The sequence below is a fragment of the Streptomyces sp. NPDC050610 genome (assembly GCF_040654875.1).
Classification (GTDB): Bacteria; Actinomycetota; Actinomycetes; order Streptomycetales; family Streptomycetaceae; genus Streptomyces.
The window spans coordinates 30,315-43,678 of the sequence record NZ_JBFAIV010000034.1 but is presented as its reverse complement, the minus strand read 5'-3'; the positions used below and the strand labels follow the sequence as shown (position 1 = coordinate 43,678).

12 protein-coding genes are annotated in these 13,364 nt (G+C 72.0%); 4 read left to right on the top strand and 8 right to left on the bottom strand.

Features of this window, described 5'->3' with window-relative positions; genetic code table 11:
- The first annotated feature begins 73 nt into the window (after positions 1-73).
- Together AB0I22_RS31820 and AB0I22_RS31815 are read left to right on the top strand one after the other, a co-directional pair.
- A complete protein-coding gene (locus tag AB0I22_RS31820) occupies positions 74-442 on the top strand; it encodes a VOC family protein (RefSeq protein ID WP_363134437.1) in 369 nt (122 codons plus the stop codon).
- A gap of 151 nt (positions 443-593) precedes the next feature.
- A complete protein-coding gene (locus AB0I22_RS31815) occupies positions 594-968 on the top strand; it encodes a VOC family protein (RefSeq protein ID WP_363134436.1) in 375 nt (124 codons plus the stop codon).
- 68 nt (positions 969-1,036) lie between these two features.
- Here the strand turns inward: AB0I22_RS31815 and AB0I22_RS31810 are convergent, their stop codons facing one another.
- The 4 genes from AB0I22_RS31810 to AB0I22_RS31795 form a co-directional block, all read right to left on the bottom strand.
- Positions 1,037-2,377 (bottom strand): dipeptidase, encoded by a 1,341-nt coding sequence (locus tag AB0I22_RS31810; RefSeq protein WP_363134435.1) that lies wholly within the window; start codon positions 2,375-2,377, stop codon positions 1,037-1,039.
- A 268-nt stretch (positions 2,378-2,645) separates the two neighbouring features.
- Positions 2,646-3,836 (bottom strand): dipeptidase, encoded by a 1,191-nt coding sequence (locus AB0I22_RS31805; RefSeq protein ID WP_363134477.1) that lies wholly within the window; start codon positions 3,834-3,836, stop codon positions 2,646-2,648.
- Positions 3,837-3,967: 131 nt separating this feature from the next.
- A complete protein-coding gene (gene purE / locus AB0I22_RS31800; RefSeq protein WP_363134434.1) occupies positions 3,968-4,546 on the bottom strand; it encodes a 5-(carboxyamino)imidazole ribonucleotide mutase in 579 nt (192 codons plus the stop codon).
- Positions 4,543-5,682, bottom strand: a complete 1,140-nt coding sequence (locus tag AB0I22_RS31795) for a 5-(carboxyamino)imidazole ribonucleotide synthase (protein ID WP_363134433.1) — start codon at positions 5,680-5,682, stop codon at positions 4,543-4,545. Before AB0I22_RS31795 ends, purE begins: the two co-directional genes overlap by 4 nt.
- A 290-nt stretch (positions 5,683-5,972) precedes the next feature.
- Between AB0I22_RS31795 and AB0I22_RS31790 the strand changes: the two genes are divergently transcribed.
- The gene (locus AB0I22_RS31790) at positions 5,973-6,479 is read left to right on the top strand and encodes a GtrA family protein (protein ID WP_363134432.1); all 507 of its coding nucleotides are present in this window, start codon (positions 5,973-5,975) and stop codon (positions 6,477-6,479) included.
- A gap of 21 nt (positions 6,480-6,500) precedes the next feature.
- Here AB0I22_RS31790 and AB0I22_RS31785 read toward each other — a convergent pair whose 3' ends face one another.
- Both AB0I22_RS31785 and AB0I22_RS31780 read right to left on the bottom strand, forming a co-directional pair.
- On the bottom strand, positions 6,501-7,760 hold the full coding sequence (locus tag AB0I22_RS31785; RefSeq protein ID WP_363134431.1) for an ATP-binding protein: 1,260 nt from the start codon (positions 7,758-7,760) through the stop codon (positions 6,501-6,503).
- A gap of 156 nt (positions 7,761-7,916) precedes the next feature.
- Complete coding sequence (locus AB0I22_RS31780; protein ID WP_030890910.1) at positions 7,917-8,597, bottom strand: response regulator transcription factor; 681 nt, start codon at positions 8,595-8,597, stop codon at positions 7,917-7,919.
- Between the two features lie 471 nt (positions 8,598-9,068).
- Between AB0I22_RS31780 and AB0I22_RS31775 the strand changes: the two genes are divergently transcribed.
- The gene (locus tag AB0I22_RS31775) at positions 9,069-10,598 is read left to right on the top strand and encodes an oligopeptide:H+ symporter (protein ID WP_363134430.1); all 1,530 of its coding nucleotides are present in this window, start codon (positions 9,069-9,071) and stop codon (positions 10,596-10,598) included.
- A gap of 89 nt (positions 10,599-10,687) precedes the next feature.
- On the opposite strand, the gene AB0I22_RS31770 is transcribed toward AB0I22_RS31775, so the two are convergent.
- Both AB0I22_RS31770 and AB0I22_RS31765 read right to left on the bottom strand, forming a co-directional pair.
- The gene (locus AB0I22_RS31770) at positions 10,688-12,097 is read right to left on the bottom strand and encodes a hypothetical protein (protein WP_363134429.1); all 1,410 of its coding nucleotides are present in this window, start codon (positions 12,095-12,097) and stop codon (positions 10,688-10,690) included.
- Positions 12,094-13,212, bottom strand: coding sequence for a neocarzinostatin apoprotein domain-containing protein (locus AB0I22_RS31765; RefSeq protein WP_363134476.1), 1,119 nt, complete (start codon positions 13,210-13,212; stop codon positions 12,094-12,096). Before AB0I22_RS31765 ends, AB0I22_RS31770 begins: the two co-directional genes overlap by 4 nt.
- Between the last annotated feature and the right edge of the window lie 152 nt (positions 13,213-13,364).

The following is a 13,364-nucleotide window of genomic DNA, read 5'->3' as shown; positions in this document are numbered from 1 at the left end:
CGCCATTGGGGCAGTATGCAGTAACGGTTACCAACAGATCGCTCTTACCAGTAACTTCCCCTCAGGAGGAACTATGGCCATCGCCACACTGGGCGCCGTCGCACTGGACTGTCCCGACCCCCACGCGCTCGCCGCCTTCTACGCGGAGCTGCTGGGCGGGAAGGTAGTGGTGGAGGAGGGCGGCCGATGGGTGGATCTCGTCGGGGAGGACGGAGTCGTGCTGGCCTTCCAGGAGGCCCCCGACCATGTGCCGCCGCGCTGGCCGGACCCCAGTGCGCCGCAGCAGTTCCACCTCGACCTGCGGGTGCCGGTGATCGACGAGGTGCACGAGCGCGTCCTGGCGCTCGGGGCGCGGCTGCTCGACGACAATGGCGGCGAACCGCGTGGATGGCGTGTTTACGCCGACCCAGCGGGGCACCCGTTCTGTCTGTGCGGTCGATGATCAGGCGGCTGACCAGGTAGTCAGCCACACGGTCAGCCGACCGCAATGACCGGGAAGGCCGGGAGAGCGCGCAGGATGCGGCCGGAATCCGGCCATGAGACAGAGCAGGAAGCAGAGCGGGAAACCGCGCAGAAACCGAGGAGGAGTCTCCATGCCCATCGCGAAGATCCGCGTCACCGTCGTGGACTGTCCCGAACCGCTGCGGCTCGCCGAGTTCTACGCGCACATCCTCGGCGGGCGGATCGAGGGCGACGCCGACGCGGACTGGGTCGACCTGCACACGCCCGACGGACAGCGCCTCGCCTTCCAGCGCGCGCCCGGACTCACCCCGCCGAAGTGGCCGAACGCGGACGACAACTCCCAGCAGATCCACCTCGACCTGGACGTCGACGACATGGAGATGCGCCAGGAGCAGGTGATGGCGCTGGGCGCGACCGCGCTCGACCTCGACGACGACGGCGGCAAGCGCGATTTCCGGGTCTTCGCGGACCCCGCGGGGCATCCGTTCTGCCTGATCAGGCCGTAACGCGCGGGGTCGGGGCCCAGTGAGAGCCCCGGCCCCGCGCGGAAGAACGTCCCGTCAGGGAACGCCCGTCAGAAACGCGCCCCGTCGAGGCGGCCGATCGTCGCCATCGACGGGGCGCGGCGCTGCCCGCCGGCGCGCGCCGTGAACTCCGCGCCGCGCAGCACGCGCAGCGTGTTCTCCCAGGTGAGCTTGGCGATGTCGGTCTCCGACCAGCCGCGGTCGAGGAGTTCCGCGATCAGATACGGGTAGCGGGAGGCGTCCTCCAGGCCCCTCGGGCGGGGCAGCGGGCCGTCCGCGCCGTCCTCCCCGGCCGCGGGCGACGACTCCGGGCCGCCGTCGTAGCAGCCGCTGAGCCCGACATGGCTCGCCCCCGCCACCTCCCGTACGTGGTCGAGGTGGTCGGCGACGTCCGACAGCGTCGCCGGGCCCGCGCCGCGCGCCATGCGCTCCGGCTCGAACGTGACCATGCACAGCCCGCCGTTGACCGGCAGCCGTTCCAGGATGTCGTCCGGGACGTCGCCCGGCCGGCCGGTCAGCGAGGCCGCCGCCGAGTGCGAGAAGAGGACCGGGGCCTTGGAGAGGGCCAGGGCGTGCCGCATGACGTCGACGGAGCTCATGGAGAGGTCGATGAGCATGCCGAGCCGGTTCATCTCGCGGATCACCTCCTCGCCGAAGAGGGTCAGGCCGCCCGTCCTCGGCTCGTCCAGCGCCGAGTCGGCCCACGGGGTGCTGCGGTCGTGGGTGAGCGCCATGGCGCGCACGCCGAGGCCGTGCAGCCCGCGCAGGGTGCCCAGCGAGCTGTCGATGGCGTGGCCGCTCGCGGCTCCGAGCAGCGAGGCGATCCGGCCGCGGTTGCGGGCGTCGGCGATCTCGTCGGCGGTGAGCGCGAGGCGCAGCGACTCCGGGTAGGCGCGGACCAGCGTGTGCACGAAGTCGATCTGGTCGAGGGTCGCGCTGAGCGCCCGGTCCCCGGCCGCTTCCGTCGGCACGTGTACGGACCAGAACTGCGCCCCGACGCCGCCCGCGCGCAGCGCCGGGAAGCTGGTGTGCAGCGTGGCGTCGTCGAGGTCGAGGTCGTAGTAGCGGCCCGGCGTCAGGTCGTGGCCGGAGCGCTGCCGGAGCGTCCAGGGGATGCCGTTGTGGCCGTCGGCGATGGGGCGTACGGCCAGCAGCTGCCGCGCCCGGGTCACGGAGACCGGGTCGGCGGCGGGGTGGTCGGCCTCGGTCGTGAGGTCGGTCTCGATCGCGGTCCCGGTCCCGGGGCCGGTCGCGGAGCCGGTCCCGGTCGCGGGCTCGGCTCCGGTCGCGGGCCCGGCGGTCGCGGGCGCCGGGTCCGGCGCGGGGGCGGAGGCGGGGGCAGGGGTGAATGCTCGGGGGCTCCCCTGGAGGACGGGGGCTGTGTCGGCCATGAAGGGGCTCCGTGCTCGTCGCGGCGCAGTACGGCCACGGTGACACGTGGGCCCCCGTTACTACGAGATGCGCGGCGCGTATGGGCTAAGCGTGGGCTGAGCGTGGGCTGAGCGCCCTCGGGGGACGTCCTGACACGCTCCCGCACCCCTCGCCGCCCGCCGGCGGAGGACAGCCGCCCCGCCCGTGCGAAGGGGCGCCGACCTCCGGCGCCCCCGCGTACGTCAGTCCTGCGCCCCCGCGTGCGTCAGTCCCGCGCCCCCGCGTGCGTCAGCCCCGCGCCGCCGCCCCGTCCAGCTGCTCGATCGTCGCGTTCGACGGCCCGCGCTCGCTCTGGAGGCCGCGCGCCACGTCCTCGGCGGCGCGGAGCGTGCGTACCGCGTTCTGCCAGGTCAACTTGGCCAGGTCGGCATCCGACCAGCGGCGGCGGAGCAGTTCCGCGATCAGGTTGGGGTAGCCGGAGACGTCTTCGAGGCCGGCCGGGGTGAAGGCCGTGCCGTCGTAGTCGCCGCCGATGCCGATGTGGTCGATGCCCGCGACCTCGCGCATGTGGTCGAGGTGGTCGGCGACTGTCGCGGCGGTGGCCATGGGCCGGGGGTGGGCGGCCTCGTGCGCGCGCTGGACCCGCATGCCCTCGGCGGTGGTGTCGAGGTGGTGGAGGCCGTGAGCGCGCATGTTCTCGTCCGCGGACCGGGTCCAGGCGACCGCCGCCGGGAGGATGAACTTGGGTACGAACGTCGCCATCGCCGTGCCGCCGTTGGCCGCGAGGGAGGCCAGCACGTCGTCGGGGATGTTGCGCGGGTGGTCGCACACGGCGCGGGCGGAGGAGTGCGAGAAGAGCACCGGGGCCTCGCTGACGCGCAGCGCGTCGCGCATCGTGTCGGCCGAGACGTGCGAGAGGTCTACGAGCATGCCGAGCCGGTTCATCTCGCGGACGACCTCCTCGCCGAAGCGGGTGAGGCCGTTCGCGCGCGGCTCGTCCGTCGCCGAGTCCGCCCACGCGACGTTGTCGTTGTGGGTGAGGGTCATGTAGCGCACGCCGAGCGCGTACAGCGCGCGCAGGGTGGCGAGGGACTCGTCGATGCTGTGGCCGCCCTCGGCGCCCATGAGGGAGGCGATGCGGCCCTGGGCCCGCGCCTCCTCCATGCCGTCCGCGGTGAACGCGAGCCGCAGGTCGCCGGGGTGACGGTCGGCCAGCTGCCGTACGCAGTCGATCTGTTCGAGGGTCGCGGCGACCGCGTGGCCGCCGGGCATGTCGCTGCGTACGTACACGGACCAGAACTGCGCGCCGACGCCGCCGGCCCGCAGCCGGGCCAGGTCGGTGTGCAGGCGGTCGCGCTGGTCGGCGGCGATGTCGAGCCGGTCGAGGTCGTAGCGGACCTGTTCGCGCAGCGCCCAGGGGAGGTCGTTGTGGCCGTCGACCACGGGGTGGTCGGCGAGCAGTTCGCGGGCCCGGTCCAGGAAGTCGGCCGCCGCGGCCGTCCCGGAAGCCCCGGCCGTCCCGGAAGTTCCAGCCGTTCCGGAAGTTCCAGCGGTCCCGGCAGTTCCTGCCGTATCGGTCGTCTCGGACACCTCTGACTCCTCCGTCATCGTCACTTGCCGCCGAAGCCGAAGCCGCCCGACCGGCCGTTCTCCACCTTGGCCCGGAGCCGCTTGCCCTTCTCCGTGGCCTGCTCGTTCAGCTCGTCCTGGAAGTGGCGCACCCGGGCCAGCAGCTCGCTGTCGTGCGCGGCGAGCATCCGGACCGCGAGCAGCCCCGCGTTGCGGGCGCCGCCCACCGAGACGGTGGCGACCGGGACCCCGGCCGGCATCTGCACGATGGAGAGCAGGGAGTCCATGCCGTCGAGGTACTTCAGCGGCACGGGCACGCCGATCACCGGCAGCGGGGTCACGGAGGCCAGCATGCCGGGCAGGTGGGCCGCTCCCCCGGCGCCCGCGATGACCGCCTTGAGGCCGCGGCCCGCGGCGCGCTCGCCGTAGTCGATCATCTCGCGCGGCATCCGGTGCGCGGAGACGACGTCGACCTCGTACGGGATCTCGAACTCGTCGAGGGCCTGGGCCGCGGCCTCCATGACGGGCCAGTCGGAGTCCGAGCCCATGACGATGCCGACCAGCGGGGCGGCGCCGGAGCCCGTCGCGGGGGTGGTGCCGGGTGACGTGGGCGCGCTCATTCGGTGATCGTTCCTCGCAGGTATCCGGCGGCGTGGCTCGCGCGCTCCCGCACGTCCGCCAGGTCGTCACCGTAGGTGTTGACGTGCCCGACCTTGCGGCCGGGCTTCACGTCCTTTCCGTACATATGGATCTTGAGGCCCGGGTCGCGCGCCATGCAATGGAGGTAGGCGGCGTACATGTCCGGGTAGTCGCCGCCGAGGACGTTGGCCATCACGGTCCACGGGGCGCGCGGACGGGGGTCGCCGAGCGGCAGGTCCAGCACGGCCCGTACGTGGTTGGCGAACTGCGAGGTGACCGCGCCGTCCTGGGTCCAGTGGCCGGAGTTGTGCGGGCGCATCGCCAGCTCGTTGACGAGGATGCGCCCGTCGGGCGTCTCGAACAGCTCGACGGCGAGGTGGCCGACGACGCCCAGCTCCTTGGCGATCTTCAGGGCCAGTTCCTGCGCGGCGGCGGACAGCTCGCCGGACAGGCCCGGCGCGGGCGCGATCACCGTGTCGCAGACGCCGTCGACCTGGATCGACTCGACCACCGGGTAGGCGACGGCCTGGCCGTGCGGGGACCGTACGACGTTGGCGGCCAGCTCGCGCGTGAAGCCGACCTTCTCCTCTGCGAGCACGGGCACCCCGGCCCGGAACGGGTCGGCGGCGTCCGCCTCGCTCCGTACGATCCAGACGCCCTTGCCGTCGTAGCCGCCGCGCACCGTCTTGAGCACGACCGGGAAGCCGTCGCCCTCCGCCGCGAAGCGCGCCACGTCGGCGGGGTCCTCGACGATCCGGTGCCGGGGGCACGGCGCCCCGATCTCCGTGAGCTTCGCCCGCATCACGCCCTTGTCCTGGGCGTGCACCAGCGCGTCGGGGCCGGGGCGTACGGGCACGCCGTCGGCCTCCAGCGCGCGCAGGTGCTCGGTGGGCACATGCTCGTGGTCGAAGGTGATCACGTCGCAGCCCTGTGCGAAGGCACGAAGAGTCGCGAGGTCGCGGTGGTCGCCGATGACGACTTCGCCGACGACCTGCGCCGCGGACTCCTGCGGGGTATCGCTGAGCAGCTTGAACTTGATGCCGAGGGGGATGCCTGCCTCGTGGGTCATACGGGCGAGCTGACCGCCGCCGACCATGCCGACTACCGGGAACGTCACGCGGACCAGAGTATCCGTCCGGCCGGATACCGCCGTCCCCGGCCTTGGATGTTCCTCCAAGCACCTCTATGCTCGACGGAAGTTTGACGCGTACCCGACGTGTTCGGCCGTCGGCTGGTTGCCGGCCGGTCGCCATGCGACCGCACCGCCGTGACCAGCCGGAGCGCTCCGGCGGCCACCCCATTGCCCAGCCACGGGAGCACGCCCTCGGGTCGCTGGTTAGCATGAAGAAGCTGGACCTACGCTGACTGACACCGACTTCCGCCGGACTCTGGAGCTTGAAGATCACTATGGGTGAACCGAGCGCACTCCGTTCTCGGGCGGATCGGCTGATCCGCGAGGTCGCCAAGTTCGGGGCGGTCGGAGGCGCGGGCGTACTCGTCAACCTCGCGGTCTTCAACCTCGTCCGGCACACCAGCGAGCTGCCGGTCGTGCGCGCCAGCGTCGTGGCGACCGCCGTCTCGATCATCTTCAACTACGTGGGGTTCCGCTACTTCACGTACCGCGACCGCGACAAGCAGGGGCGCACGAAGGAACTCACGCTGTTCCTGCTGTTCAGCGCCATCGGCCTGGTGATCGAGAACGGCACGCTCTACACCGCGACGTACGCCTTCCACTGGGACAGCCCGCTCCAGAGCAACGTCTTCAAGTTCCTCGGCATCGGCATCGCCACCCTCTTCCGCTTCTGGTCCTACCGGACCTGGGTGTTCAAGGCGCTGCCCGCCCGCGAGGCGGTGGAGACCGCCGAATCGTTCCTCACCGACCCGCGGAACCACGTGCGGGTCATCAACAAGTGACCGCGGGGGCGCCGCCGCCCCTCACGGCTCCCGCGTCTCCCGCGCCTGGTCCGCGTCCCGGCTCAGGAACAGCGCGAAGACCGGCGGGTACCCCTGGAGCAGTTCCAGCCGTCCGCCGTCCGCCTCGGCGAGGTCCCGGGCGACGGCGAGCCCGAGGCCCGTCGAGTTCCGGCCGCTGACCGTACGCTCGAACACCCGCGAGCCGAGGTCCGGCGGCACTCCCCGGCCCTCGTCGGAGACCTCCACCACGGCCTGGTTGCCGGTGACGCGGGTGCGCAGCGCCACGGTGCCGTCCCCGTGCATGAGCGAGTTCTCGATGAGGGTGGCCAGCACCTGCGAGACCGCGCCGGGCGTGCCGACGGCCCGCAGCCCCTGCTTGCCGGAGCGGACGATGGCGCGGCCCTCGCTGCGCGAGGCGGGCCGCCACTCCTCGATCTGCTGCTTGACGACCTCGTCGAGGTCGAAGGTGACGGCGGAACCGGACTGCGGGTCGCGGGAGTTGGTCAGCAGCCGCTGCACGACGTCGGTGAGCCGCTCCACCTGGGTCAGCGCGATCGTCGCCTCCTCCTTGACCGTGTCGGGGTCGTCGGTGAGCGTGATCTCCTCCAGCCGCATGGAGAGCGCGGTCAGCGGTGTGCGGAGCTGGTGCGAGGCGTCCGCGGCGAGCCGGCGCTCGGCGGTGAGCATCCGGGCGATCCGCTCGGCGCTGGCGTCGAGGACGTCGGCGACCCGGTCCAGCTCGGCGACGCCGTAGCGGCGGTGGCGCGGCCGGGGGTCACCGGAGCCGAGCCGCTCGGCGGTCTCGGCGAGGTCGGTCAGCGGGGTCGCGAGCCGGTTCGCCTGCCGTACGGCCAGGAAGACGGCGGCGACGACGGCGAGCAGCGCCACCCCGAGGATGACCATCAGGGTGCGGCCGATCTCCTGGCTGACCGTGGTGCGGGACTCCACGACCGTGATGGTCTCGCCCCGCTCGCCCTTCTGGGTGGCGGTGATGACCTCGCCGGCGGGGTGCTTGCCCAGTTCGATGGCGGCGCGGCCGGGGATCTCGATCTTGGCGTAGCGGTTCGGCGTGATCTGCTCGCGCAGCACGCCGGAGGCCACCCGCTCACCGCCCATCAGCCGGCTGTCGACGATGCTGACCAGCCGTACGGCCTCGGACTGCACGCTCTCCTGCGCGCTGCTCTCGATCGTGCGGGTCTCGACGATGACGAGCGAGATGCCGAAGACGGCGATCACGACGAGCACCACGGCGAGCGTGGAGTTGATCAGACGGCGGCGCACTGTGCCCTCCGGGGCGGGGTGGTACGAGTCTCGGCCCCCGGGCGGGGCGCCCGCGCGGGGCGCGCCGCGCCGTGGCGCATCCGCCCCGCCCCGCCGGCCGCTGACCGCACGGCCGCCGGCCCCGCCCGGCGGGCCCTGGGGCCTCGCTGAGCGGGCTCAGCTCTTCTCGAAGCGGAACCCGACGCCGCGCACCGTGGCGATGTAGCGCGGGTTGGCGGCGTCGTCGCCGAGCTTCTTGCGGAGCCAGGAGATGTGCATGTCGAGCGTCTTGGTCGACGACCACCAGGTGGTGTCCCAGACCTCGCGCATCAGCTGGTCGCGGGTGACGACCCGGCCGGCGTCGCGGACCAGGACCCGCAGCAGGTCGAATTCCTTGGCGGTGAGCTGGAGTTCCTCGTCGGCCATCCAGGCGCGGTGCGACTCGACGTCGATCCGCACCCCGTGGGTGGCCGGCGGCTGCTGGGCGGACTCGACCGCGCCGCGGCGCAGCAGGGCGCGCACCCGGGCGAGCAGCTCGGCGAGCCGGAACGGCTTGGTGACGTAGTCGTCGGCCCCGGCGTCCAGGCCGACCACGGTGTCCACCTCGTCGGCGCGGGCGGTGAGCACCAGCACGGGGAAGCCATGGCCTTCCGTGCGCAATCGGCGGCAGACCTCCAGCCCGTCCATGCCTGGGAGACCGAGGTCGAGTACGAGCAGGTCCACGCCTCCTTGGAGGCCGGCGTCGAGCGCCGTGGGACCGTCCTCGCGCACCTCGACCTCGTACCCCTCGCGGCGCAGCGCGCGTGCGAGCGGCTCCGAGATGGACGCGTCATCCTCGGCGAGCAGTACTCGGGTCATGGGGTGATGGTAGTCCGCCGAACCGCACGTCAGAGGTGCCCGCACCCCGCCCTGCGAGTTCACTCACCCAACTGGCCTTTAACCTTCGAATATAGGCGGGTAGTTCCCGAATCTCCTGTGATCCATGTCTCAACTCCTTTCTTATCCGGGCGGGGTGTGACGTATGGTGACGGGACGTCTGCAGCACCACGGGGGGACCTTCGGCTCTTAACGCGCGCCGTGGGTCTCTGTTGTGCGCGGGGCCGGCACACCCAGCCCTGATTCACAGTGAATGACCTGTCGGCCGTGTCCGCCGCGCGCCCGCGCGCGACGGACATGGATGCCGGTGTACGGCTGTCCCATCCGATGCTTCGTTCCGGGGTGTCGGTCCCCCGGACGTGGGATGCGGGCGGTGCCGTGCCGGTACCGGCCCACCCCCATCCGGGCGTGCGAGATCTTTCTACGCGCGTCCCGACCACACAAGGATCGACCATGGCGTCCAGCCTGACGAAGGGCACCGCCGAACAGGGAACCCCTGATTCCGGCGGCAAGACCTTCTTCGGCCACCCCCGCGGCCTGGCCACTCTCTTCATGACCGAGATGTGGGAGCGCTTCAGCTTCTACGGCATGAGGGCACTGCTCGTCCTTTACCTGATCTCCGGTGGACCGGATGCCAAGACCGGCGGTCAGGGCGGCGGACTGGCGATGTCGCTCGCCACGGCGTCCGCCATCTACTCCGTCTACATGGCCACGGTCTACCTGCTGGCCATGCCCGGCGGCTGGATCGGCGACCGGATCTGGGGCCCGCGCAAGACCGTCGCCATCGCGGCGAGCGTCATCGTCTGCGGCCACCTGGTGCTCGCCATCCCCGGCGCGCCGACGTTCTTCGTCGGCATGGTGCTGGTCGCGGTCGGCTCCGGCCTGCTGAAGGCCAACATCTCGACGATGGTCGGCCAGCTGTACGACGGCCCGCAGGACCCGCGCCGGGACAGCGGCTTCTCCATCTTCTACATCGGCATCAACGTCGGTGGCGTCGCCGCCCCGATCGCCGTCGGCACCGTCGGCCAGACCATCAACTGGCACCTGGGCTTCGCGGTCGCCGCGCTCGGCATGGCGCTGGGCCTGATCCAGTTCCTGATCGGCACCCGCCACCTCAACCCCGTCAGCAGCCAGGTCCCGACGCCGCTGGAGCGCGAGGAGCGCAACGCCTGGCTCCGCAAGGGCCTGATCTGGGTGGCCGTCGCGGCCGTCTTCTACATCGTGGTCGTCTCCGCCGGGCTCTTCACGATCAACTGGGCGCTGATCCCGATCGCGCTGATCGGCCTGTTCACGCCGATCGCCGTGCTGTTCCGCATCAAGCGGGACAAGGAGCTCACCGACGTCGAGCAGACCAAGATGAGCGGCTACATCTGGTTCTTCGTCGCCGCCGCCGTGTTCTTCATGATCTTCGACCAGGCCGGCTCGACGCTGAACGTCTTCGCCGACAAGAACACCGCCTCCAAGGTCCTCGGGCTGGGCTTCCCGTCCTCGTGGTTCCAGTCGGTGAACTCGGCGTGGGTGATGGTGCTCGCGCCGTTCTTCGCCTGGATGTGGATGGCGCTGAACCGCCGCGGCAAGGAGCCGACCACCACGGTCAAGTTCGCGACGGCCATGCTGCTGATCGGCGCCTCGTACGTCATCTTCATCGTCCCGATGCTGATGACCCAGGACGGCTCGAAGGCCAGCCCGATGTGGCTGCTCACCGTCTACATGGTGCAGACCATGGGTGAGATGTGCCTCTCCCCCGTCGGCCTCTCGGTGACCACCAAGCTGGCGCCGCAGAAGTACGCCAGCCAGATGCTGGGCGTCTGGTTCCTCGCGGTCACCGCCGGAGACTGCGTGGTGACCCTCGCCGTCACCGCGGGCGCGGACCTCAACGGCGTCGCGGTCATCGCGGTGGAAGCGGCGCTGGCGGCACTCGCCGGTGTGGCGATCTACTTCAACCGCAAGAAGGTCAGCGCGCTCCTGGGCGACGTCCGCTGACGTCTTCGGACACCTGCTGACAGGGCCCCGGCCGCGGTTCTCCACCGCGACCGGGGCCCTTTCGCGTACGTCCTGGACAGCCGGCGGCCTCAGCGCCGCAGCCGCCGCCAGGGGGTGAAGGTGAAGACCGCGGCGCCGAGGAGCACGGCGCACCCCGCGATCAGGCCGAGGGCCTTGAGGCTGCCGTGGTCGCCCGCGCCGGTCGCGGCGAGACCGCCGGACGCGGCCGAACCGCCCGCGGAGCCGGCGCCCGTGCCGCCCGCGGAGGCCGGGTGGCCGCCCGTGCCGCCGCTGGAGCCGGCCGAGCCGCTGGAGCCGCTGCCGCCGGAGACGCCGCCCTGCTGCGCGGTGGTGTCGAGCTGGAGGGAGGGACCCGGGTCCTTCGCCGGGGTGCAGGTCGTGGTGGTGCCCAGCGCGTTGACGGTCAGGACGCCCGGGGTCAGCGTGGCCTTTCCGCTCGCACCGGGCTTGTACGCGCCCTTGAGGTCGGGGATCGCGATGGGCTGGCCGGTCTTGATCGGGTCCTTGTTCGGCGCGCCCTCCGTCTTCACGGTCCCCTTGTCCGCGCCGCCGACCTTGACGGCCATCGAGGGCTTCACCGAGTTGGCGGGGATGTCGGCCGGGCTGTCCATGACGGACTTGCCGAACTTGACCGTCAGGTCGTAACTCCCGCCGTTCTTGGCCGCGTTGATCTGCACCGGCGAGGTGGCGTTCTTGTCGCCGATGGGCGTCTTGCACTGGTAGTCGACGCTGACTTCCTTGCCGGTGAACGAGCCGCTGCCGGGGTCGCCGCCGCTGGAACCGCCGGTTGAGCCGCCGGTTGAGCCGCCGCTGGAACCACCAGTAGAGCCGCCAGTCGAGCCGCCGCTGGAACCACCAGTGGAACCACCAGTAGAGCCGCCGCTCGTGCTCGTACCGCCGGCGGTGCTCGTACCGCCGCTCGTGCTGCCGCTGCCGTCGGTCACCTTGATGGTGGCGCCGGGCTTGACCGCCTCCTTCGCCGAGCACTTGGTGTCGGTGGAGATCGGCTTGTTGACGTTGATGCTGTACGCGCCGGGCGTCAGCGTGACGTCACCGGCCTTCGTCAGCTTCACCTTGCCCTTCATGTCGGGCAGCAGCATCGGGCTGTTCTTGGGGATCGGCGGGTTCTGCCGGGGCCCCTCCATGGCGACCTCGGCGCTCTGCGCGCCGCCGAGCGTGAGCTTGCCGGTCGGCTTGACCGTGTCCTTGCCCAGATCGAGGATGTTCGGGTTCTTGGAGGCGGCCTCCACCGTCTTCCAGACCACCTCGACCTCGTCGCCGACCTTCGCCGTGGCCGGGGCCTTGATGTCCACCTTGGTGGTGCCCTGGATCGGCGGCAGGCCGGAGATCGGCGGCGGCAGGCACTCGGTCTTGTACGAGACTTCGGCGGCGTGCGCGGTACCCGAACTCAGTCCCACGCCCGCGCCGCCGAGCAGCAGCGCGACGCCTGCCGCGGCTGCTCTCCGATGCGTTCTCACGTAGTCCCCTTCGTTTTCGTCTGCGTCGTCGGATGGTCGTCACTCGGTGCGGAAGTCTGGGGCGGTGCGGAAGTCTCGGACGGTGCGGAAGACTTGGGCGGTGCGCCCGGCAGGGTGTCCGGGGTGAACCAGGGCAGCGAGCCGGTCTCCTCCCGTACGCCCGTACGCCCGCGGCCCTTGCGTCCTGTGGCCGGGCGGCGCGGGAGAGCGGCGGCGAGGGCGGGGCGCGGGATGCGCGGGAGGCCGGGGACGCGGCGGTGGGCGGAGCGCGTGCCGACCGTGGGGGGCCTCGGCCGCAGCCGGTCGACGACCGCCATGCCGATGCGGAAGACCGCCGCCGGGATCACCACGCACAGCAGAATCCAGAAGAGGGTGACGCCCCACGGCCGCCCCACCGGCCACGGCTGCTCGACCAGCATCTTGCCGCCGTACTTGAGCGAGACGAGGTAGTCGCCGTACGCGCCCGCCGACAGCTCCACCGGCAGCTCGACCCGCGCCTTCTTGCCCGGCGGTATCGCGCCGCGCCACTGCTGCTCCTCCCAGGAGGGGGCGAGCACGCCGTGCGAGGTGCCGACCTGGAAGACGGGGTCCTTGGCGGCGGTCGAGCCCAGATTGGCGACGGTGACCACCAGTTGGCGCTGTGGCGGTGCGCCGAACCAGGTCAGCACCCCGCCGGAGCCCTTGAGCCGCGCGCCGAGCACGCTCAGCCGCTCGCCGCCGGACTGGGCGGGCAGCGGCGCGACCGGGTGGCCCGCGACGCTGAAGTCGGCGTCCGCGGCGGCCGCCTCGCCGGTGACGGTCGCCGCGTGCACGACGCACGGGCAGGGCTTGGGCGGCTCGCTGACCGCCAGCTTCTCGCGGAACGCGCCGTCGGCGCCGGTGGTGACGGCGCGGCCGTCCGCGTTGGCGCAGGCGTTGGTGCCGCCGATCATCTTCTGGCCGCAGATCAGCAGCGTCAGCAGGGTGTGCGGGCGCCAGCCGGTGCCGCTGACGGTGACGCTGCCGCCCGCGCCTGCCTCCCGCTTGTCGACGGTGACGACGGGCCCGTCGGCGGCGGGCGCCGCCGCGTTCGCGGTTCCCGCGAGCGGCAGGGCGAGGGCGAGCGCCGTCAGCAGCACGGCCAGGGTCTTGGGGCTGCCCCGGCGATCCCGGCGGCCGCGCGGCCCGTCGCCGCCCGCGCGCCGGAGCGCGAAGCGCCGTACGGCCGTACGCGCGCGGGATGCCGAGGGGCGGGGGGATGGGGGGTGAAGGGCTGGGGGGCGCTGCC